Here is a 21,307-nt window from a genome sequence, read left to right on the forward strand (position 1 = left end):
ACTGTCTCTCCGTTGTCACAATGAGGGTGCTATGAAGCGGTTTGCCGTGCAAGCGGTGCCCCTACAGCAATGAACCGACCGGACGACATGGACGATATTCCTCCGGCCCAGCCGCTTGGCGCCCTGCCTGCCCTTTTGACCCGGCTGATCGGCTATGGTCCGCTGCTTGCGGCCCTTGCCGGCGTGGTCATCGGCTTTGTCCTTTTCGGCGCCTTGCGGCCCGATATCGCCATCCTCGGTATCCTTGTGATGGTCGGCTTTCTGGCCATGCTGCCCTTGCCGGTCGTAACGGTCACGGAAACGGTTGAGTTGCCCGCGCCTGCCGCCGACACCTTCGAAACCGAAGCCTTCGTAGAGGCACTCGCGGAGCCTGCACTCGTTCTGGACCGGCGCGGTGCCGTGCTGCATCGCAACCAGGCCGCAACGCGCCAATATCCTGGTCTTGTCGAAGGCAAGGTAATGACGCTGGTGCTGCGCAATCCGGAACTGGTGAGCGCCATCGAAGCCTCGCTGCGCACCGGCGAGCTGCGCACCTTCGAGCTCCATGAAACCGTGCCGGCCGAGACCTGGGACAAGGTGACGGTGTCGCCGCTTCATTGCCCCAGGACCGATTGGGAAGCCGAAGACCATCGCCGCCTCTTGGTGACGGTTCAGGGCCTCACCGAACTCAGGCGCATGGATGCGCTGCGCACCGACTTCGTCGCCAATGCCAGCCATGAGCTGCGTACGCCCCTGGCCTCGCTGATCGGCTTCATTGATACCCTGCTCGGGCCTGCCGCCAAGGATGCCGCGGCGCGCGAAAAATTCTTGGGCATCATGCGCAATCAGGCCGACCGCATGAGCCGCCTCATCGACGATCTCCTGAGCCTATCGCGCATCGAAATGCACCAGCATGTGCGCCCGACCGGCTCGGTGGACCTGGCTGGCCTTCTGCGCGAAGTGCGCGAGGGGTTGCAGACCCAGGCCAAGGCGGCCGAGCTCGACGTGGTGCTCACCCTGCCCACCGGACCTGTTCTGGTGACCGGCGATCGTGGCCAGCTCTACGAAGTCTTCGAAAACCTCGTCGACAACGCCATCAAATACGGTGCCACCGGCAAAAGCGTGGAAGTAACGCTGAGCGAGGTCGACCGGCCGGGCCTGCGCTATCAGGTGAGCGTCGTCGATCATGGGCCCGGCGTCGAGCCCGAACACGTGCCGCGCATGACCGAGCGCTTCTACCGCATAGACGCCGAAGCCAGCCGCAAGAAGAAGGGCACGGGCCTTGGCCTCGCCATCGTCAAGCACATCGTCCAGCGCCATCGCGGTCAAATGTCCATCCGCTCGCGCCCCGGCGAAGGGCTGCGGGTGGATGTGCTGCTGCCTTAGCTATTGGCATCGTAACTCTTCATAGCCACCGGCTGTCACCCCGGGCTTGATCCGGGGCCCATCCTGAAATCTCAGGATGGATCCCCGCCTTCGCGGGGATGACATCGTGGGGTGAGTATATCAGCAAAACAAAAAGGGCGCCCGAAGCGCCCTTTTGCTCATTCCATAAAACCCCGCCTCAGCGGCGCTTTTTGTCCAGCTGGTGATAGGCCTTGCGCGAGTGGAACTCGCAATAGGGACCGGATTCCTGGGCGTGGCCGCCGCAGAAATAAAAGTCCTTGGTCAACGGATCGCCGATCGGCCACTTGCAGGTCTGCTCGTTGAGCTGCAGCAGGCTCAGGCGCTTGTCTTCGGGGATGAAGAGCTCTGCCGTCTGCGGCGCAACATAAACTTCGGTCTGCAGTTCCGGCGTCATGGCGAGGGCGGTGGCGCCCATCACCTGCGGGCGCGACATGGTCTGCGCCGGACGCGGCTTCTGGCTCAAATGCGACGGGATGCCGGAGGAAACCGGGCTGGCGACGCGGCGCGGTGCCGGACGTGGCGCCGGCCGGCTGCGCGGCGCCGTGTTGGTCGGCTTGGCACGGGCGGAAAGCTTGAGGCGATGCACCTTGCCGATCACGCCGCATTGCGAGTCACGCCGTCACCCAGTTCGCTGGCGATCTGGCTGGCGCTCAGCCCTTCCATCCAGAGCTTTTTCAAAAGTTCGACGCGCTCGTCAGTCCAACCCAGCGATTGTGTTCCTGAAACCATCGTCAAAACAGAATCCTTCATTGTGCCGACAAGTGGCTGTCAGCCTGCAACTCTACTGCTCGTATGTTGAGCGGGTCCGCCACACGAGATATCGTGTCCCCAACGAGGAGGAGATTACGACATCGCTGGAATCGGGATCAAGAGTCGGGGTGATTTTCCCCGTTTATTCCTTGGTTAATTTTGCCTTAACAAACCATGAGTCATTTCAGGGACTTGCCCGGATCGGATTGACTTAGCTCGCGATTTTCGCCTAATTCTCGTGGCCAAACGCGCTGCCGAACCGGCGCGTTTTTGCTTTTTGTGGCGTCTTTGCCACGCTCCCGATCAATCGCCTGTTTAAAGAGGATTTTGCCATGTCTGCGCTCTACGGCACTTATGCCCGGTCCGATCTCGCCTTTCGAGCGGGGCGAGGGTATGCGCCTGTATGACCAGCACGGCCGAGAATTTCTCGACTTCCACGCCGGCGTCGCCGTCAACGCCCTTGGGCATGGCGATCCGCATCTGGTCAGTGCCCTCAAGGCCGCGGCGGAAAAGGTCTGGCACACGGCAAATACCTTCACCATTCCCGAGCAGGAACGGCTTGGCCAGCGACTGGTCGATGCGACCTTTGCCGATGCCGTGTTCTTTACCAACTCCGGCGCCGAAGCGCTCGAATGCGCCATCAAGACGGCGCGCCATTATTTCTGGGCCAAGGGCGAAACGGATCGCAGCGACATCATCGCCTTCACCGGCGCTTTCCATGGCCGCACGCTCGGCACGATCGCGGCTGGCGGCAATCCCGATTACCTCGAAGGCTTCGGCCCAGCGGCGCCCGGCTTCAAGCACACCAAGCCCGGTGACCTCGATGCCGTTCGCGCGCTGATCACCCCGCAGACCTGCGCTATCCTGATCGAGCCCGTTCAAGGCGAAGGCGGCGTCACCGCCATGAGCGCCGAGTTCATGCAGGGCCTGCGCGCCCTTTGCGACGAGCACGGCATGCTGCTTATTCTTGACGAAGTGCAGTGCGGTTTTGGCCGCACCGGGCGCTTTTTTGCCCATGAATGGAGCGGCATCACCCCGGATATCGTCGCGGTTGCCAAGGCCATCGGCGGCGGCTTCCCGCTGGGCGCCTGCCTTGCCAAGGGCGATGTTGCGGCCTCCATGGTGCCGGGCACCCATGGCTCGACCTATGGCGGCAATCCGCTGGCGACCGCGATCGGCAATGCCGTGCTCGATCGCATCCTTGCGCCCGGCTTCCTCGACCAGGTCAATACGATGGGCCAGCGCCTCGCCTGGCACCTCCAGCAGCTGGCGCAAAAGTACCCCGACCACGTGCTCGAACTGCGCGGCAAAGGCCTTCTTGCCGGCATTAAGATCGCGACCCCGGTGCGCGACATGGTCACCCGCCTGCGCGACGATCATCAGCTCCTCACCATTGGCGCCGGCGAAAACGTCCTGCGCCTCCTGCCGCCGCTGATCGTCACCGAAGCCGATATCGAAGAGGCCATGACCAAGATCGGCGCCGCCTTCGACGCGATCGACGCCGTCAACGCCGCGCCGGCGACGGGCTCCTGAATGTTCTTGACCTTCTACCACTTTGGGCGCCGCCGAGGCTTCTGACATCAATTGTTAGCCGTCATCATGCATGGTGACGGTTCAGCCCTCCTCACGCACAGCGTTACAAAGGAACCCGGCCCATGACGACCGGCACCCCAAGGCATTTTCTTTCGATCGACGATTTCACCCAGGCCGAACTGCGCGGCATGCTGAACCAGGCAAGCGCGCTCAAGGCGCGCCTCAAGGATGGCGACCGCCCCCAGCTCCTCAACGACAAGGTGCTGGCCATGATCTTCGAGCGCCAGTCTACCCGCACCCGCGTCAGCTTCGATGTCGCCATGCGCCAGCTGGGCGGGCAAACCATCATGCTGTCCGGTCAGGACATGCAGCTTTCGCGCGAGGAAACGCTGGAAGATACGGCCAAGGTGATGAGCCGTTATGTCGATGCCATCATGATCCGCATCCTGTCGCACCAGGATCTGCTGGAACTGGCGGCAGGCGCTACCGTGCCGGTGATCAACGGCCTCACCCGCCGGGCGCATCCCTGCCAGATCATGGCCGATCTCTTGACCTTCGAGGAACACCGAGGCCCCATAAAGGGCGCCAAGATCGCCTGGGTTGGCGACAGCAACAACGTGCTCCATTCCTGGGTCAACGCGGCCGAGCTCTTTGAATGCGAGCTGACCATCGCGACGCCCGAAGAATATAGCCCCGAAAAGGACCTGATGGACGACATCCGCCGCGCCGGTTCGGCGGTCAGGCTGATCGAGGATCCGCGCGAGGCCGTCGAGGGTGTCGACCTCGTCATCACCGACACCTGGGTGTCTATGGGCGACGTCGATGCCGCCGAGCGCCGCCGGGTCTTGAAACCCTATCAGGTCAACACCACTCTAATGGCCTTGGCGAACAAAGACGCCTTGTTCATGCACTGCCTGCCCGCCCATCGCGGCGATGAGGTGACCGACGAAGTGATCGACGGTCCCCAGTCGGTAGTGTTCGACGAGGCCGAAAACCGCCTCCATGCCCAAAAAGCCATTCTGTGCTGGGCCTTTGGTGTAGACGCGAACTGATTGCATGCGCCGCCGCCGGAGCGGTCTTTGCCGAGGCGAAGATCTCCGGAGGCGGCTTGTGCGTATGGGTTGGATGTCGGCGCGCGAAGGCTTAGCCTTGCGAAAGACCGACCATGACTCCGGAAACCAATATGACCGAGAACCTCCTGTCCTCCCTGGGCCTCGACCGTCCGGAATCGGGCGACGACGCCGTCGTGCCCTTCACCCTCGACAAGCTCGACACCCGCGGCCGCGTCGTCCGGCTGGGCGAGGCCCTCGATACCATCCTCAGCCGGCACGATTACCCGCTGCCGGTGGCGCGCCTCCTCGGCGAAGCCGTGGTGCTGTCGGCGCTGATCGGCTCGTCGCTCAAGTTCGAAGGCCGTTTCATTCTCCAGACCCAGACCGACGGGCCGGTGAACCTGATCGTTGTCGACTTCGACGCGCCCGATGGCATGCGCGGCTATGCCCGCTATGACCATGACGCGCTGCTCAAGGCCTCCGAACAGGGCAAGACCAGCCCTGCCGAGCTGCTCGGCAAGGGGCATCTGGCCATGACCATCGACCAGGGATCCCATACCGAACGCTATCAGGGCATCGTCGCACTGGAAGGCAATTCGCTGGAACAAGTGGCGCATACCTATTTCATGCAGTCCGAGCAGATTCCGACCCAGGTACGGCTGGCCGTGGCGCAGATGACCACGCGCGGCGACCATCGTCCACGTTGGCGCGCTGGTGGCATGCTGATCCAGCACTTGCCGGCTAACGGCATTTCGGTGATGGCGGATCTGCCGGGTGACGGCAATTACGACAATCCGGAAACCGCCGACCCAGACTTCGTCGAAGCCGACGGCTGGTCTGAGAGCAAGGCACTCTTGGGCACGGTGGCCGATCTCGAATTGGCTGATCCCGATCTTTCCCCGAGCGCTTGCTGTTCCGGCTCTTCCACGAGACCGGCGTGCGGGTTTTCCCGCCGCAGCCTCTCGAAGAGCGTTGCACCTGCTCTGCCGAGCGCATCGAGGACATGCTCGCTACTTCCTTTACCGATGAGGATCGTGAGGAGATGGCGGTCGACGGCGAGATCGAAGTCGTGTGCGAATTCTGCTCCACGGCGTACCGCTTCAACCCACATCAGTTCGGCTCGCAGAATTAACCTAAAGCAATGGCGGCGTCAGAATCTCTGGCGCCGCAGCTTGCCAGCCAAGACTTGGCGCTGCACAGTATAAGCATTCAATCGGCAAGTGGGGCGCGCCGGAATGAATGTATTACCTGCACTTTATACCTATATAGAAAGTCGATACCCGGTATTTTTACCTATAGTTGGGTATTGTCAGGCCACTGCGGGAACTGATCTGCCGCAATGTGACCGCTGCCTGGCGCCTCGATATGTCGGGTGACGCAGCGCTGCTGATGCAGGCCATCATGGGCCACCCCACGACCTCTGGGGAAGCTCGGGCCGCACTCGATCAGGCGCTCGAACGCGAAGCTGATCCCTTGCACTGGGCCTGTCTTTATCTCGGCATCAGCCAGGGCGAGGCCATGCGGCGGGCCGCCGAATGGGCAGACCTTGCCTTTTTCGACAAGGTGCCTGCTCTTCCACCGTCTGATACGGCTGCGCCGCGCATCGAAATGCTGGCCGAAGTTCGCATGTGCCGGCTCAAGGTCATCGACAAGGACGTCGCCTTTGCGGCGCCGGACTTTTTCGGCATCTTGCGCCTGCGGCAAGCGCGCATGGCAGACAATGGCATCCGCAACCGCGTATGCCTCGTCCCGCCCGGCTCGTTGCGCGCCTATCTCGTCTCCAACTCAGAAGCCGCGCTGATCGATGGCGCTCGCCAGACGTTGGCGCGGTTCTGGCCTTATGCCGCAGCCCAGCTCGACCTTATCCTGCCATTGCGCTGGCTCTTTGCGGCAGGCCTCCTTGTTCTCAGCCTGGCGCTGATGCTTGCGCCGCTCTCGGGAAATCTCTGGCTTCTGCCCGTTTGGATGGTGATCATGCTCTTGCCCACCGCAATGCGCTTTGCCGCCTTAATGGTGCCGGCGCAGCCAAGCTTCAGGCTCACGCGCGAAGAGGACAGCGACCTTGCCCAATATTCTGTGCTGGTGCCGCTGCGCGACGAGGCCAATATGGTCGACCAGCTGAGTCAGCATCTGGGTCGGCTCGACTATCCACCCGAAAAGCTCGAAATCATCTTCGTGGTCGAGAGCCGCTCGCCCGAAACCATCGCTGCCGTGGAACGGCACTTGGGCGATGCGCGCATGAGCCTCGTCGTCGTGCCAGATGCACTGCCGCGCACCAAGCCCAAGGCCTTGGGCTTTGCGCTCCCCTTTGCCGCGGTGAATTCGTCGTCGTCTACGATGCTGAGGATCGTCCCGACCCCAAGCAGCTGCGCAGCGTCGCAGCCCAGTTTCGCCGCTCGCCCGAGGTCGAATGCATCCAGGCGCGGCTCTGCATCGACAATGCCGATCAGGGGCCGCTGCCGGCGCTTTTCGCCGGTGAATATGCCGGTCTTTTCGCCGTGCTGCTGCCCGCCTTCGCGCGCTGGGGTACGGTGATGCCGCTGGGCGGCACTTCCAACCATTTTCGGCTCGAAACGCTTCGGCGCCTGGGCGGATGGGATGCCTATAACGTCACCGAAGACGCCGATCTCGGCGTCCGCCTGGCACGCCGCAACCTGCGCACCGCGACGTCGGTCAGTGTCACGCTCGAAGAGGCTCCGGTTCGGTTTAAACCCTGGCTTGGGCAGCGCACGCGCTGGATGAAGGGCTGGATGCAGACCTTTGTCGTCCACAACCGGCGCGCGCGGCGCCTTTACGCCGACCTTGGCCCGGCCGGATTTGCCATGTTCCAGGTCACAATCTTGTCCATGCTTCTGGCGCCGATCCTTCACCTTGGCATGTTTCCAATGCTGGTCTGGATGCAGTTCGATCAATCCAACAGTTTCGACAGCTGGAACCCCTGGTGGCTGGCCTGCTTGCTCGTGCTGGTGCTCGGCCATGGCACGGCGATGGTCGTCAACATGGTGGGACTTGCCCGTATCGGCCGCAATCGCTTCTGGGCGCAACAGCTGCTTCTGCCGCTTTACTGGCTGCTGATCACCTGGGCGACGCTGCTTGCCTTGCGTGAATTTTTGTTCCGGCCCTTCCATTGGTTCAAGACGCCACACCTTGCCAGCAAGCGTCGGCGACTGGGCGGTTTCCGCCGCCCTGCTGCGGCCGAGTAACGATGTTGCGTTAAGCCTCCCGGAACTCATGCCGGGTCGAAGGATTGGCAACCTCTCCAGGAGGCTTGCCCTATGAAACAACCCAAACCCTCATTCTCGGTCGTGACCGGCGCCTCGTCCGGCATCGGTCTCGAGCTCGCGCGTATCGCCGCACAGGAAGGCTCGAACCTCTTGATTGCGGCCGATGGCCCCGAGATTCATACCGCAGCGCAAGAGCTGCGCAACCTTGGCGTCGAAGTCGATGTCGTCCAGGCGGACCTTTCCACCCGAGAGGGTGTCGACGAGCTCTATGAACGGGCCCGCCAGAACGGCCAGACTGTCGATGCGCTTTACGCCAATGCCGGCCGCGGCCTCGGCAAAGGTTTTCTCGACCAGGATTTTGAGGACATCCAGCGCGTTATCGACACCAATGTCACCGGCACGACCTATCTCTTGCAGCGCTTCGTACGCGACATGCGCGAGCTCGATGCCGGAAGGGTGCTGATCACAGGCTCGATCGCCGGCCTCATGCCGGGCAGTTTCCAGGCCGTCTACAACGCCACCAAAGCCTATATCGATAGCTTCGCCTATGCGCTCCGCAACGAGCTCAAGGATACCGAAGTGGTGATCAGTGTGCTGATGCCGGGACCGACGGAGACCGACTTTTTCGAAACCGCCGACATGCTCGATACCAAGGTCGGGCAGGGCAAGAAGGACAGTGCCGCCGATGTTGCCCGCCAAGGCTACGATGCGCTGATGCGCGGCGATGCCCATGAAGTGGCAGGCTTTGGCAACAAGCTGCAGGCGCTGATGACCCGCTTCCTGCCCGATAGACAGCTGGCCGAAATGCATCGCGGCCTAGCTGAGCCTGGTACCGGAAAACATTGAGGAGCAAGCAATGTCGCACCACAACCACGACGACGCCCCCAAGCGCACGCAAAGGACGACAAGGATGGCGACCTCGCCATTGTCGGCCGCAGCGTCACCATCGACCGTCCCCGCCAGGAGCTTTTTTCCTTCTGGCGCGACTTCACCAACCTGCCTCAGTTCATGGAAGCCATCGAAAGCATCCAGATGACCGGCGAGAACCGCTCGGCCTGGACCGTGCGTGCGCCGGCCGGCCAAACGGTGACGCTCGAAACCGAAACGGTCGATGTGGTCGAAGGCGAGCAGATCGGCTGGCGGTCGGTCGAAGGATCGCAGATCGAGACTTCGGGCAAGGTCAGCTTCACCGATGCGCCGGAAGGGCGCGGCACCGTGGTCTCTGCCGAGATCGGCTATGTGCCGCCAGCCGGCGATCTCGGGCGCCTCGTCGCCAAGCTCTTTGCCGCCGAGCCCAATATCCAGGCCCGCCATGAACTCAAGCGTTTCAAGATGCTGATGGAGACAGGTGAAATCGCCACCGGCTCCTATTACCGCGACCAGAAGGACAACAAATAATGCGCGCTTTGACCTGGCACGGCACCAACGACGTTCGCGTCGACACCCATCCTGATCCCGAAATCATCAATCCCCGTGACACCATCATCAAGATCACGTCGACCGCCATTTGCGGCTCGGACCTCCATCTTTATGACGGCGTCATTCCGGGCATGAAATCGGGCGACATTCTCGGCCATGAATTCATGGGCGAAGTGGTTGAGACCGGCCCCAAGTCGACCCTCAAGAAGGGGCAGCGCGTCGTCGTGCCCTTCACCATCTCCTGCGGGCAGTGCTTTTTCTGCCAGCACCAGCAGTTCTCGGCCTGCGACAATTCCAATCCGGTCGAGAAACAGGATGCCTCCGAAATGCTTTATGGCCACGCCATGAGCGGCATTTTCGGCTATTCGCACCTGACCGGCGGTTATGCTGGAGGCCAAGCCGAATATGTGCGCGTGCCCTTTTCCGATGTCGGCCCCATCGTCATTCCCGATCACCTGACCGACGACCAGGTGCTGTTTCTCTCCGATATTCTGCCCACTGGCTGGATGGCGGCCGACAATGCCGAAATTCAGCCCGGCGATACGGTCGCCGTCTGGGGCGCTGGCCCGGTCGGGCTGTTCGCCGTGCAATCGGCGGTGCTGATGGGTGCGGCGCAGGTGATCTGCATCGATCACCATCCGCACCGGCTCGAACTGGCGCAAAAGTTCGGCGCCAAGATCATCAATTTCGAGGAAACCCATGTCCGCGAAGCCTTGATGGAGATGACCGGTGGCATCGGCCCCGATGCCGTCATCGACGCCGTCGGCATGGAAGCGCATGGCTTTACGCCCGACAATGTCATCGACGTGGTCAAGCAAAAGATCGCGCCCGGGGCTGATCGTGGTCACGCATTGCGCCAGGCTATTTTGGCCGTGCGCAAGGGCGGGCGCGTCTCCGTGCCGGGCGTTTATGGCGGCATGCTCGACAAGTGGCCGTTGGGCGCCATGATGGAAAAGGGCATCACCATCAAGACCGGCCAGACCCATGTGCAAAAATACATCAAGGACCTGCTGCGCCGCATCGAGGAAGGCGAGATCGATACGACCTTCCTGATCAGCCACCATCTCTCGCTGGAGGATGCGCCGACCGGCTACAAGAACTTCCACGACAAGCAGAACGAGTGGACCAAGGTCGTGCTGCGCCCCGACATGGCCAAAGGCGCTTAAGGCCCCTTCCTCCTGATCGCAAAAGCGGCCGCCTCCGGGCGGCCGTTTGCTATAGCACTGATCCTATTCAACAATATTACCGTATAAGATGGGGAACGGCGACGGAACTGCCTCGTTGACGCGCCGGATAATTGGTATGGAGTAAGTTATGGCTGCCACGTTCGGGCCGCTGATCGGTGCCTCCGGCACGACCTTTAATCTTTGGGCGCCAAGCGCTCCCGCAGTTTCCCTGATCTTCCCCGAAAGTTCGCCGATCGACCTGCAAAAGTCCGAGCACGGCTTCTGGACCGTCACTGCCAAAGACTGCGGCCCCGGCACCCGCTACAAGTTCCGCATCGGCGATCTCGACTTCCCTGACCCTGCCTCGCGTCAACAGGAGGGCGGCACATCAGGCTGGAGCGTGGTGTCGGAGCTCATCGAACCCAGCGGCCGCAAGCAGCCGCTCAGCCCCTGGCACCAAGCGCTGATCTGCGAAGTCCATGTCGGCACCGCGACCCCCGAAGGCACCTTTGAGGCCCTTGGCGACAAGCTCGAGCATTTCCGCGATGCCGGCTACACCACGCTCGAAATCATGCCGATCAACACCTTTCCCGGCTCGCGCAACTGGGGCTATGACGGCACGCTGATCTTTGCCCCTGCCGAAGCCTATGGCACCCGCGAGGAGCTGCGCGCCCTGGTCGATCGCGCCCATGAACTTGGCATCTGCCTCGTGCTCGACGTCGTCTACAACCACTTCGGCGAGTTCGACAATTTCGTCGAGCACTATGCGCGCGAATGGTTCGACCCCGACATCAACACGCCCTGGGGACCGGGCATCGACTTCCGCCAGGAAGCGGTGCGGCAGTTCTACTACGAAAACGCCATGATGTGGCTCTCCGAGTTCGACTTCGACGGGCTCCGCTTCGACAGCGTCCACGAAATGAAGACCGAGTGCCGCGACGATTTTCTGACCGGGCTCGCCGATGCCTGCCGCTCGGTCAAGTCGCACGCCAAGCTCATCATCGAGAACATGGACAACAGCGCCTCCTGGCTCGAGCGCGACGATGACGGCACCCCCAAAACCTATACCGCGCAGTGGGACGACGACATCCACCACGTCCTTAACTACCTCGTCACCGGCGAAGACAAGGGCGGCTATGACGATCCCTCCAAGGACCCGATCGCCGATCTCGAAAAAGGCCTTGCCGACGGCTTCATCCATGATGGCGAGGCCGAGGGAGAAAGCAACGGCTCGACCCGTAACGAGCCCGGCAGTCATCTGCCGCCTGCCGCCTTCGTCTCCTATGTCCAGAACCACGATCAGATCGGTAACCGCGCCGACAGTGCCCGCCTGCCGGATCGTATCGGACCGGAAAAGCTCGACTTCTTGCATTTCGCCGTGATGCTGGCGCCGCAGATCCCGCTCTTTTTCATGGGCGAAGAGGCGCACCTGCGCACTCATTTTCCCTTCTTTCTCGATCTGCCGGAAAAGGCCGCCGCGATCAAACGCGAGGACCGCTACAAGCAGATGCGCGAAATCTTCAACGAGGACGTCGAAGACGGCGGCTTGCCCGATCCCAACGATCCTCAAACCTTTGCCATGGCCAAGATCGACTGGTCCGATTTCGAACAACCGCAAAGCCAGGCCTCGCTCGCACGCTTTCGCCAACTCGCGCAATGGCGCAAGGAGCATGTCTGGCCGTTGACGGGCTCGAAATGCCTCGGTGCCCGGAGCGGCCGGCAGGGCGACGCCGTCGTCGTCAACTGGATTTTCGAAAGCGGCACGCTCAGCATGGCGCTAAACCCTACGGACCACCCGACCGACATTGCCTGCGCCATAACGGCGCCGCCTTTTTAACTGGCGACTATTCGCAGGATGGCGAAGTGCTGCGCCTCGGCGCCTGGAGCGCCGTTGCCTGGGTCTGGCAGAACGGCTGAGCTAGCGCAGCTGCGGTAGAACCTTTTCGCCGAAGACGTCGATAAACGCTTCCTGGTTGTGGCCGACATTGTGGAGCTGGATGCTGCTGACATCGAGCGCCGCAAGGTCGGCGAGCCACTGGCGATGCTGCCCGAGATCGGCCGAAACGGCGACGCTTTTGCGCACGCTGTCTTCCGTACAAAGCTTGCCGATGGTGTCGAAGTCTTCCGGGCGCGCCACGTTCCAGTTGAGATCGCCGCCGGCCGAGACCGGTCCCCACTGTTCGAGGGCCTGCGAGACCGCTTGCTCTTCCGTCTCGGCCCAGGACAGCGCATGCTGCACATGCACCGGCTTGCCCGCGCCGCCATTGCTGCGGAATGCCTCGAGCACGTCCTTGAGGCTTTCGATATCGCCGCCCGTGGTCAGGAGCCCATCGGCCCAGCCCGCAACGAAGCTTGCCGTCTTCGGCGTCACCGCCGCGCCGAAGAGGGGCACCGGCCTTGTGGGGAGCGAATAGAGCTTGGCCTCGATCACCGTCACCCGTCCGCGGTGGGTGACGGTTTCGCCGGCAAACAGCGCGCGCGTGATCTCGACGCATTCGAGCAGCCGCGCATTGCGCTCCGGCTTGTCGGGCCAGGTCTCTCCGGTGATCGCCTCATTGATGGCTTCGCCGCTGCCGAGCGCCAGCCAGAGCCGATTGGGAAACATCTCACCAATCGTCGCCGCAGCCTGGGCCAGGATCGCCGGATGGTAGCGATAGCCCGGTGCCGAGATCATGCCATAGGAAAACCGCGTCGCCTGCATGGCAGCGCCCAGCCAGGACCAGGCAAAGCCTGACTGCCCCTGGCTCGACGCCCAGGGATGGAAATGATCCGACGACTTGGCGCTGTCGAAACCCGCCGCCTCGGCGCGCTTCACATAGTCGAGGAGGGCGCTGGGGGCGAATTGCTCGTGCGATGCATGATAGCCGATCTCGGTCACAGTCGCGCCCTCAAGCGTCAGGCGTCTCGCATGGCCTCGGTGGCGCTGGCGAGTTCGAAGATTTCGTCTTCGCTCAGCGCTTGGGCACCGGCCAGCCTGCCCCATTGCGGGTCCCAAAGATCATCGCTCTGGAGCGTTACCACAACATCGGCAAAGCCATGCAGCGCACGCGCGGCTTTCGCCGCGGCAAGCGCCTCGGGCACGCTGTCATAGCTTGCTTCGTCACCGTCCACGTCGCCATGGGCTGGCCACCACACGGCCGCAACAGTCGAGCCGCTGGTGTTGCGCTCGATGCCGACGGTTACGGCATTCTTGGCATTTTCGCCGATCGAGATTTGACGGAAAGTGTGCATCTTTGTCCTCGCTGCTGGCCGGACAATCGGAGCGCAGGCCTTTCGTTCCCTAGAGGGCGTCGATCGCCTGGCGCTGCTTCAGCATGAGAAGGAAAATGGCATAGTCCCGGTCGAAGGCACTGCGCGCCGAAGTGTTTGGCGCGCGCGAGAGGCCACCTTGCTGCATGGCAATGCAGGCCTGGTCGAGGCTGGGGTAAAGCCCGGCTGCATTGGCTGCGACCATGGCCATGCCGAGCAGCGTCGCGTCGGGTGTCAGCGGCTCCACCACGGTACAATTGGTGGCATCGGCATAGAGCTCCATGAGCAGCGGATTGCGCGTGTGGCCGCCGGTGACATGAAGCGTATCGATGGCATAGCCGCGCGTGTTGAGCGTTTCCAGAATGTGCCGGACGCCCAGCGCGATGGCGACGCAAGTGCGCCAGTAGAGGCGGCAGAGGCTGTCGAAGTCGCTATCGAGGGTTAATCCGGAAATGACGCCAAGCGCGAAGGGGTCGCCGAGTGGCGAGCGGTTGCCGTGAAAATCGGGCAGCACATGGAGCCGATCGGCCAGCGCCAACCCTTCGGCCTCGCGCAGTTCCATGACGCGACGGCAGATCGCCAGATGCCGCTCGCGCGTCGGCTCGCCGCCGGCGCTGTGCCAGGAGATGACGTGATCAAGAAGCGCACCGGTTGCCGATTGCCCGCCCTCGTTGAGCCAGACGCCGGGCAGGACGGCGCCAAAATACGGACCCCAGACGCCGGTTGTCGGGCGGTCCTCGGCGGAAAGCGCCATGACGCAGCTCGATGTGCCGGCGATCAGCGCTAGGTGCCGGTCGATGGTGTCGACATCATGGGTAAAAGCACCGAGCGCGCCGAGGGCGCCGGCATGCGCGTCGATGAGACCGGCACCGACGCGGCACTTTGCAGTGAGGCCCAACTCATTGGCTGCCTCGTCGGTCAGCGCGCCGAGATCGGCACCGACCGCGCTGGCGGTCTGGGGCAGGGCGGCTTTGTCGAGCAGGTCCTCGAGGCCGACCTCCTGCAAGAAGTCATGTCGCCAGGGCTCGGAAGAATGGCCGAGATAGGTCCACTTGCAGGTCAGCGTCGATTGCGACCGGGCGATGGAGCCCGTGGCCTTCCAGCTCAAAAAATCGGCCAGGTCGAACATCTGCCCGGCGCGCGCCCAGCTCTGCGGCAGGTGGCGCTTGAGCCACATGAGCTTGGGCACTTCCATTTCCGGCGACATGACCCCGCCGGCATAATGGAGCACCTCGTGACCGGTGCGCGTGCATTCGTCGGCTTCTTCGAGCGCCCGGTGATCGAGCCAGACGATCGTGTCCCATCGATCCTCGCCATCGCGCGAAACGGTCACCGGCGCGCCCGCAGTGTCGCGGACGACCAGGGAACAGGTAGCGTCAAAGGCGATGCCGACGACGTCGACCGGCTTTGCACCGGCTTCCGCCAGCGCGCCGCGGACCGATTGGCACACGGCGGACCAGATCTGCTCGCTGTCATGCTCGGCAAAATTGGCGTCGGAGCGGCGCATCGAAATGGGCTGTTCGCTGCGACCGAGGAGCTTGCCTTGAGGCGTGAAAACGCCTGCGCGGGCGCTGCCCGTGCCGACATCGACGCCTACCAGGAGGTCTTGCCCCAAGCCGTTCCTACTCCTCACTCCGGCCGGAGCTTACCGGAGCGGGAGAGCGTCTGCCAAGTAGCGTTCGAGTGTCGCCGTCGTGCCGATCTGCCAGATCGTGGTGAGCGCCTGGCTGAAGGCTTCCGCAAAGCTGGGGTTTTTGGCCAGTTCGCCATAGATGTCGGTCATTTCGAGCCAGGCCGCGGGGTCGTCCTTGGCCCGCTTTGCCTGAGCCGTCAGCCGATCCCAGGACGGATCATTCGGTGCAATTTGGGCGCCGGATTCCGTCGTTCCGTAGCAATATCGGCACCAGAATGCCGCCACCAAGGCCAGACCTGTTAGCGGACTGTTAGCATTTGCGCGGTCGAGGGCGCTGGGCACGATGAACTTGGGTTGCCGGTTCGATCCATCGAGCGCAAGCCGGCGGATGGTGTCGCCGATCTTTGGGTTGGCGAAGCGCCGTTCGCAGAGCGCAAAATAGTCGTTGAGGTCGGTGTCGGGCACGGGCGGCACGATGGGGATGATCTCTTCGCTCTCGACCTTCTTGAGGAAGGCAGAGACCAGCGGATGCTCCATCGCCTCGTGCACGAAGTGGATGTCGAGCAGTCCCGCCGGATAGGCGATAGTCGCATGTCCGCCATTGAGGATGCGGATCTTCATGTGTTCGTAGGGCGCGACATCGTCGACGAACTGGACGCCGACCTTTTCCAGAGCCGGCCGACCGGCGGGAAAATTGTCTTCCAGCACCCACTGCTTGAAGTTTTCGCAGAAAACCGGCCAGGCATCGTCGATGCCGAACTGCTCGGCCAGTAGCGTCTTTTCGCGATCCGAGGTCGCTGGGGTAATGCGATCGACCATGCCATTGGGGAAAGCGACCGACGATTTGACCCACTCGGCCAGTGCCGGATCTATCAGTGCTGCAAGTCCGGCCACGGCGTTTTCGGTGACATGGCCATTGCCCGGAATATTGTCGCAGGACATGACGGTAAACGGCTCGATTCCGGCATCGCGGCGGCGAACGAGCCCGGCCAGGATCAGGCCAAAGGCCGTCTTGGGCGCGTCGAAATGGGCGGCATCGTATTGGATGTCGGCATGGTTCGGATCGAACCGTTGCGAGGCGGGGTCGATATAATAGCCACCCTCGGTGATGGTCAGCGACACGATGCGGATCGCCGGATCGGCGAGCTTGGCGATGACCGCTTGGCTGTCGCCGGGCTTGAGATAGTCGACCATGACGCCGGTGATGCGGGCGCTACTGGCATCCGCTTCCTGCTCCACCACCGTGGTCAGCCAGTCCTGCGCCATCAGCTTTTGCCGCATGGCCTCGTCGGCCTCGCGCACCCCTGCGCCGACAATGGCCCAGTCATGGCCCTCGCCGCTATTGAACAGGGCGTCGAGATAGACCGCCTGATGCGCCCGATGAAAATTGCCGACGCCGAAATGAACGATGCCCGGGGATTGGGTCTCGCGGTCGTATGAGGGTGTGGCGGCGCTGGTGATTGAGGAGAGGCTGGAGAGGGAAAGTTTGGTCATAGAACTAAATCGCTTTTCCCGCCGCATCGAAGCGGTAGATGCGGGTCTGGTCGGGGGTCAGGTAAATGGTGTCGCCGTGCTTGAAAGTCTGGTCGCCATCGGCGCGCACGGTCATGAGGCCAAAATCGGTCTGGACATGGAGGAACGTGTCCGAGCCCAGTTGTTCGGCGACATTGACCGTCCCCTTCCACGGACCTTCGCTGGTCGAGATGCGGAAATGCTCGGGTCGTACGCCGATAGAATGGACCCCGTGCTTGGCGGCTTCCGCACCATCGACGAAATTCATCTTCGGCGAGCCGATAAAGCCAGCGACGAAGCGATTGGCGGGGTTCTTGTAGAGCTCGAGGGGTGAGCCGAACTGCTCGACATTGCCGGCATTGAGCACCACGATCCGGTCGGCCATGGTCATGGCTTCGACCTGGTCGTGGGTCACGTAGATCATCGTGGTTTTCAGCTGCTGGTGCAGTTCGGTGATTTCGAGCCGCATGTTGACGCGCAGCGCGGCGTCGAGATTGGACAGCGGCTCGTCGAAGAGGAATGCCTTGGGTTCGCGCACGATGGCACGGCCGATGGCGACGCGCTGGCGCTGTCCGCCGGACAGGGCACGCGGGCGGCGATCGAGGTAGGAGCCGAGGTTGAGCGTGCGCGCCGCATACTCGACTTTGCGGTCGATGTCGGCTTGCGGCATCTTCGCCATCTTGAGCGGGAAGGCGATGTTGTCGCGCACGCTCATATGCGGATAAAGCGCATAGGACTGGAACACCATGGCCAGCCCCCGCTTGGCCGGCGGCGCATCGGTAACGTCCTGGCCATCGAGCCTGATATGGCCAGAAGTCGTATCCTCGAGCCCTGCGATCAGCCGCAGCAACGTAGACTTGCCGCAGCCGGAAGGGCCGACAAAGACCACGAATTCGCCATCGCGGATATCGAGCGAGATATCGGGGATGATCTCAACTTCGCCGAAGGACTTGTTGACGTGTTCGAGGGTGATGGAACCCATTTCAGTGTCCTTCACTAAGAAGCTTGATGTCTGGCTCTCTCCCCCTTGAGGGGGAGGGGTGGGGTGGGGGTGGCGCAGTGATTCACTGATGGACCCCCACCCTCGGTCCCTCCCCTCAAGGGAGAGGGATGCGCAAGAGCTGATAGAGCCGCCATCATTTCACTGCGCCAAACGTCAGGCCACGCACCAGCTGTTTCTGGCTGAACCAGCCGAGCAGCAGGATCGGGGCGATGGCGAGAAGCGAGGCGGCGGAAAGCTTGGCGAGAAAGAGGCCCTGCGGCGAGGAAAAGCTCGAAATGAACGCGGTTAAGGTGCCGGCGCGTCCCGACGTCAGCGTGATGGTCCAGAACGCCTCGTTCCAGGCAAGGATCACGTTGAGCAACAGCGTCGAGGCAATGCCGGGCACGGCCATCGGCACCAGCACGTGGCGGATTTCGTTCCAGAGCTCGGCGCCATCCATACGGGCAGCTTCGAGGATATCGACCGGAATTTCCTTGAAGTAGGTGTAGAGCATCCAGATGATGATCGGCAGGTTGATCAGCGTCATGATCAGCGTGAGGCCATGCACGGTGTCGAGCAGGCGCAGGTCGCGGAAGATCAGGTAGATCGGGATCAGCACGCCCACCGCCGGCATCATCTTGGTGGAAAGCATCCACATCAGGATGTCCTTGGTGCGCTTGGACGGCGCAAAAGCCATCGACCAGGCAGCCGGAATGGCGATCAGCAAGCCCAGAAGCGTCGAGCCGACCGAGACGATGATCGAGTTGGTGGCGTGCTTGACATAGTCCGACCGATCCTGGACCGCCCCGAAATTGTCGAGCGTCCAGGTCTGCGGCAGGAAGGTCGGTGGCGAGGCGATGGCCTCGGCCTCGGTCTTGAAGGCCGTGACCAGGGTCCAGAGAATGGGCGAGAACAAGAGAAGCGCAATCGCCCAGGCGAGGATGGTAAAGCCGATGCGGGTTTGAACGGGAACGCGGCGGGCCATGGTGTTCTCCTACGCGTCGAGGTTCTTGCCGACGGCGCGCATCAGGAAGATGGCGACCACGTTGGCGATGATGACGGCGACGACGCCACCCGCCGATCCGGCGCCGATGTCATTGCTCAGGATACCGGTGCGGAAGACGAGGAAAGCGATATTGGTCGAGGCATAGCCTGGTCCGCCGCCGGTGGTGACGCGAATTTCGGCAAAGATCCCGAGAAGAAAAATCGTTTGGATCAGGATCACGATGGTGATCGCCCGCGCCATATGCGGCAGGATGATATAGCGGAAGCGGTTGACCGCGTTGGCGCCGTCCATTTCGGCCGCCTCGCGCTGTTCTTCGGACAGCGACTGTAAGGCCGTAAGCAGGATCAGCGTCGCAAACGGCAGCCATTGCCAGGCAACGATGACGATCACGGAAAACAACGGATACTGGTTGAACCAGTCGACCGGCTGCAGGCCAAAGAATTTCCACAAATGCCCGAGCATGCCGTAGCCCGGATGCATGAAGCCGTTCTTCCAGATCAGCGCCGCGACCGGCGGCATGACGAAGAAGGGCGAGATGACGATGATGCGCAGGATCCCTTGGCCCCAGATCGGCTGGTCGAGCAGGAGCGCCAGGAACGTGCCGCCCACAATGGTGATCAAGAGCACGCCGCCGACCAAGATCAGAGTATTGACCAGCGCCTGGGTGAAGCTCGGATCGCCGATCACATAGGTGTAGTTGGCCCAGCCGGCAAAGCCGGTCATCATCGGGTTAATGAGGTTGTAGTTCTGGAAAGAGAACCACAACGTCATCACCAGCGGGACGATCATCCAGATAAAAAGCACGACGACGGCCGGTGCCATCATGGTGCGCGCCAGGGCGCGGGTCTGCTTAGTGGCCAATTATATTCCCCTCGTGGAGAGAACCCCCACCCGACCTCCCCCTTCAGCAGGGGGAGGAGTTAGCTCCGCTCATGGGCAAGATGGTGCCACAGGCTCGATCGGCTCCTCCCCCTGCTTAAGGGGAGGCCGGGTGGGGGTGCTTGGGGCAACCCCACCATTGTAAATCCCACCCGGCCGATCGTGAGGGCGATCGGCCAGGCGGCAGTCGGGAGGGACCTACTTGATATAGCCGGCGCGGGTCATGTCGCGGGTCGTGGCTTCCTGGGCCTGCGCCAGGGCATCATCGGCGCTCATCTGGCCGGCAAGGGCTGCCGAGAACAGCTGGCCGACATTGGTGCCGATGCCCGCAAATTCCGGAATGGCCACGAACTGCACGCCGGTATAGGGCACCGGATCGACGGTCGGGGCGGTCGGATCAGCGGAGTCGATCGACGCCAGGGTCATCGCTGCGAAGGGCGCTGCAGCCTGGTAGTCCGGGTTTTCGTAGAGCGAAGTGCGGGTGCCCGGGGGAACGTTGGCCCAGCCTTCGGCTTCGGCAACGGTTGCAAGATAGTCCTTGCTGGTTGCCCAGCCGATGAACTGCTCGGCGGCTTCCGCATTCTGCGACGAGGCCGGGATGGCCAGCGACCAGGCCCAGAGCCAGTTGCCGCGCTTGCCAAGGCCGGTATCGGGCGCCTGGGCAAAGCCGACCTTGTCGGCAACCGTCGAATCATTGGGGTTAGTGACGAAGGAGGCAGCGACGGTGGCGTCGATCCACATGCCGCACTTGCCCTGCTGGAACAGGGTCAGATTTTCGTTGAAGCCGTTGGAGGAAGCACCGGCCGGGCCGGCATCGGCCATCAGCGACAGGTAGGTGTCGAGCGTTTCTTTCCACTGCGGCGTGTTGAACTGCGGCTGCCAGTTTTCGTCGAACCAGCGGGCGCCGAAGGAGTTCGACATGGCGGTCAGGAAGGCCATGTTCTCGCCCCAGCCAGCCTTGCCGCGAAGGCAGATGCCGTTGATGTCGTTGGCGCGATCGGTCATCGCGCGGGCCGCTTCGCCGATGAATTCCCAGGTCGGGGCGTCCGGCATGGTGAGGCCGGCTTTTTCCATCAGGTCGGTGCGATACATGATGAAGCTGGATTCGCCATAGAACGGGGCGGCGTAAAGCTTGCCGTCGAGCGAGAGGCCGCCGCGGATGGCGGGAAGAATGTCGTCGACGTCGTAATTGGCGTCGGCGGAAAGGGTATCGAGCGGCTTCAGCCAGCCCTGCTTGGCCCAGATCGGCGCTTCATAGGTGCCGATGGTCATGATGTCATACTGGCCGCCATTGGTGGCGATGTCGGTGGTGACGTTCTGGCGCAGCGTGTTTTCTTCGAGCACGACCCAGTTGAGTTCGATGCCGGTTTCTTCGGTGAACTGGTCCGACAGACCCTGCATGCGGATCATGTCGCCATTGTTCACGGTCGCGATGGTGAGGGTCTGGGCCGAGGCCGTGCCGGTCAGGGCAAGCAGAAGCGCACCCGCGAAAAGGGTTTTTGCAGTCATGAAGTCC

At 62.4% G+C, this 21,307-nt stretch carries 16 protein-coding genes and 3 pseudogenes; 9 read left to right on the forward strand and 10 right to left on the reverse strand.

What is annotated here, in order from left to right; genetic code table 11:
- Window positions 1–69: 69 nt before the first annotated feature.
- Complete coding sequence (locus G5575_RS05210) at window positions 70–1,365, forward strand: sensor histidine kinase (protein ID WP_164533368.1); 1,296 nt, start codon at window positions 70–72, stop codon at window positions 1,363–1,365.
- Between the two features lie 178 nt (window positions 1,366–1,543).
- Here the strand turns inward: G5575_RS05210 and G5575_RS05215 are convergent.
- A pseudogene (locus tag G5575_RS05215) lies at window positions 1,544–2,094 on the reverse strand (GcrA family cell cycle regulator).
- 374 nt (window positions 2,095–2,468) lie between these two features.
- On the opposite strand from G5575_RS05215, the pseudogene G5575_RS05220 reads away from it, so the two are divergent.
- The 3 genes and pseudogenes from G5575_RS05220 to G5575_RS05230 all read left to right on the forward strand — a co-directional run bounded on the left by G5575_RS05220 (window position 2,469) and on the right by G5575_RS05230 (window position 5,853).
- Window positions 2,469–3,669, forward strand: a pseudogene (locus G5575_RS05220) (acetylornithine transaminase).
- A gap of 122 nt (window positions 3,670–3,791) precedes the next feature.
- Window positions 3,792–4,721 (forward strand): ornithine carbamoyltransferase, encoded by a 930-nt coding sequence (argF, locus tag G5575_RS05225; protein ID WP_164533370.1) that lies wholly within the window; start codon window positions 3,792–3,794, stop codon window positions 4,719–4,721.
- Between the two features lie 131 nt (window positions 4,722–4,852).
- A pseudogene (locus G5575_RS05230) lies at window positions 4,853–5,853 on the forward strand (Hsp33 family molecular chaperone).
- A 161-nt stretch (window positions 5,854–6,014) separates the two neighbouring features.
- On the opposite strand, the gene G5575_RS05235 reads toward G5575_RS05230, so the two are convergent.
- Window positions 6,015–6,425 (reverse strand): hypothetical protein, encoded by a 411-nt coding sequence (locus G5575_RS05235; RefSeq protein ID WP_164533371.1) that lies wholly within the window; start codon window positions 6,423–6,425, stop codon window positions 6,015–6,017.
- 35 nt (window positions 6,426–6,460) lie between these two features.
- On the opposite strand from G5575_RS05235, the gene G5575_RS05240 reads away from it, so the two are divergent.
- The 5 genes from G5575_RS05240 (at window position 6,461) to G5575_RS05260 (ending at window position 12,367) form a co-directional block, all read left to right on the forward strand.
- Complete coding sequence (locus G5575_RS05240) at window positions 6,461–7,924, forward strand: glycosyltransferase family 2 protein (protein WP_235935603.1); 1,464 nt, start codon at window positions 6,461–6,463, stop codon at window positions 7,922–7,924.
- A 72-nt stretch (window positions 7,925–7,996) separates the two neighbouring features.
- Window positions 7,997–8,791, forward strand: a complete 795-nt coding sequence (locus tag G5575_RS05245) for an SDR family NAD(P)-dependent oxidoreductase (RefSeq protein ID WP_164533373.1) — start codon at window positions 7,997–7,999, stop codon at window positions 8,789–8,791.
- A 78-nt stretch (window positions 8,792–8,869) separates the two neighbouring features.
- Complete coding sequence (locus G5575_RS05250; RefSeq protein ID WP_164533747.1) at window positions 8,870–9,343, forward strand: SRPBCC family protein; 474 nt, start codon at window positions 8,870–8,872, stop codon at window positions 9,341–9,343.
- Window positions 9,343–10,530: a zinc-dependent alcohol dehydrogenase gene (locus G5575_RS05255; protein WP_164533374.1), complete on the forward strand. Its 1,188-nt coding sequence runs from the start codon at window positions 9,343–9,345 to the stop codon at window positions 10,528–10,530. The genes G5575_RS05250 and G5575_RS05255 overlap by 1 nt, the downstream gene beginning before the upstream one ends.
- 148 nt (window positions 10,531–10,678) lie before the next feature.
- Window positions 10,679–12,367 carry an alpha-amylase family glycosyl hydrolase gene (locus G5575_RS05260; protein WP_164533375.1) on the forward strand — a complete coding sequence of 563 codons (1,689 nt, stop codon included), beginning with the start codon at window positions 10,679–10,681 and terminating at the stop codon, window positions 12,365–12,367.
- A gap of 81 nt (window positions 12,368–12,448) precedes the next feature.
- Here the strand turns inward: G5575_RS05260 and G5575_RS05265 are convergent, their stop codons facing one another.
- The 8 genes from G5575_RS05265 to G5575_RS05300 form a co-directional block, all read right to left on the reverse strand.
- Window positions 12,449–13,408 carry a TIGR03885 family FMN-dependent LLM class oxidoreductase gene (locus G5575_RS05265; protein WP_328765855.1) on the reverse strand — a complete coding sequence of 320 codons (960 nt, stop codon included), beginning with the start codon at window positions 13,406–13,408 and terminating at the stop codon, window positions 12,449–12,451.
- A gap of 17 nt (window positions 13,409–13,425) precedes the next feature.
- Complete coding sequence (locus tag G5575_RS05270) at window positions 13,426–13,761, reverse strand: hypothetical protein (RefSeq protein WP_164533377.1); 336 nt, start codon at window positions 13,759–13,761, stop codon at window positions 13,426–13,428.
- Window positions 13,762–13,810: 49 nt separating this feature from the next.
- A complete protein-coding gene (locus tag G5575_RS05275; protein ID WP_164533378.1) occupies window positions 13,811–15,394 on the reverse strand; it encodes an FGGY-family carbohydrate kinase in 1,584 nt (527 codons plus the stop codon).
- Between the two features lie 30 nt (window positions 15,395–15,424).
- Window positions 15,425–16,906: a mannitol dehydrogenase family protein gene (locus G5575_RS05280; protein ID WP_164533379.1), complete on the reverse strand. Its 1,482-nt coding sequence runs from the start codon at window positions 16,904–16,906 to the stop codon at window positions 15,425–15,427.
- Window positions 16,907–16,910: 4 nt separating this feature from the next.
- Window positions 16,911–17,906 (reverse strand): ABC transporter ATP-binding protein, encoded by a 996-nt coding sequence (locus G5575_RS05285; protein ID WP_164533380.1) that lies wholly within the window; start codon window positions 17,904–17,906, stop codon window positions 16,911–16,913.
- Window positions 17,907–18,060: 154 nt separating this feature from the next.
- Window positions 18,061–18,891, reverse strand: a complete 831-nt coding sequence (locus G5575_RS05290) for a carbohydrate ABC transporter permease (RefSeq protein WP_164533381.1) — start codon at window positions 18,889–18,891, stop codon at window positions 18,061–18,063.
- A gap of 9 nt (window positions 18,892–18,900) precedes the next feature.
- Window positions 18,901–19,773, reverse strand: coding sequence for a carbohydrate ABC transporter permease (locus G5575_RS05295; protein ID WP_164533382.1), 873 nt, complete (start codon window positions 19,771–19,773; stop codon window positions 18,901–18,903).
- Between the two features lie 216 nt (window positions 19,774–19,989).
- Window positions 19,990–21,300 carry an ABC transporter substrate-binding protein gene (locus tag G5575_RS05300; protein ID WP_164533383.1) on the reverse strand — a complete coding sequence of 437 codons (1,311 nt, stop codon included), beginning with the start codon at window positions 21,298–21,300 and terminating at the stop codon, window positions 19,990–19,992.
- Window positions 21,301–21,307 lie beyond the last annotated feature (7 nt).

The organism is Devosia aurantiaca (assembly GCF_011058215.1).
Classification (GTDB): domain Bacteria; phylum Pseudomonadota; class Alphaproteobacteria; order Rhizobiales; family Devosiaceae; genus Devosia; species Devosia aurantiaca.

What these genes read in the sequence shown, in the direction of transcription:
- G5575_RS05255 (WP_164533374.1), top strand. Translation starts at nt 9,343, where the DNA reads ATGCGCGCTTTGACCTGGCACGGCACCAACGACGTTCGCGTCGACACC.
- G5575_RS05240 (WP_235935603.1), top strand. Translation starts at nt 6,461, where the DNA reads ATGCCTCGTCCCGCCCGGCTCGTTGCGCGCCTATCTCGTCTCCAACTC.
- argF (WP_164533370.1), top strand. Translation starts at nt 3,792, where the DNA reads ATGACGACCGGCACCCCAAGGCATTTTCTTTCGATCGACGATTTCACC.
- G5575_RS05300 (WP_164533383.1), bottom strand. Translation starts at nt 21,300, where the DNA reads ATGACTGCAAAAACCCTTTTCGCGGGTGCGCTTCTGCTTGCCCTGACC.
- G5575_RS05280 (WP_164533379.1), bottom strand. Translation starts at nt 16,906, where the DNA reads ATGACCAAACTTTCCCTCTCCAGCCTCTCCTCAATCACCAGCGCCGCC.
- G5575_RS05245 (WP_164533373.1), top strand. Translation starts at nt 7,997, where the DNA reads ATGAAACAACCCAAACCCTCATTCTCGGTCGTGACCGGCGCCTCGTCC.
- G5575_RS05285 (WP_164533380.1), bottom strand. Translation starts at nt 17,906, where the DNA reads ATGGGTTCCATCACCCTCGAACACGTCAACAAGTCCTTCGGCGAAGTT.
- G5575_RS05260 (WP_164533375.1), top strand. Translation starts at nt 10,679, where the DNA reads ATGGCTGCCACGTTCGGGCCGCTGATCGGTGCCTCCGGCACGACCTTT.
- G5575_RS05270 (WP_164533377.1), bottom strand. Translation starts at nt 13,761, where the DNA reads ATGCACACTTTCCGTCAAATCTCGATCGGCGAAAATGCCAAGAATGCC.
- G5575_RS05210 (WP_164533368.1), top strand. Translation starts at nt 70, where the DNA reads ATGAACCGACCGGACGACATGGACGATATTCCTCCGGCCCAGCCGCTT.
- G5575_RS05290 (WP_164533381.1), bottom strand. Translation starts at nt 18,891, where the DNA reads ATGGCCCGCCGCGTTCCCGTTCAAACCCGCATCGGCTTTACCATCCTC.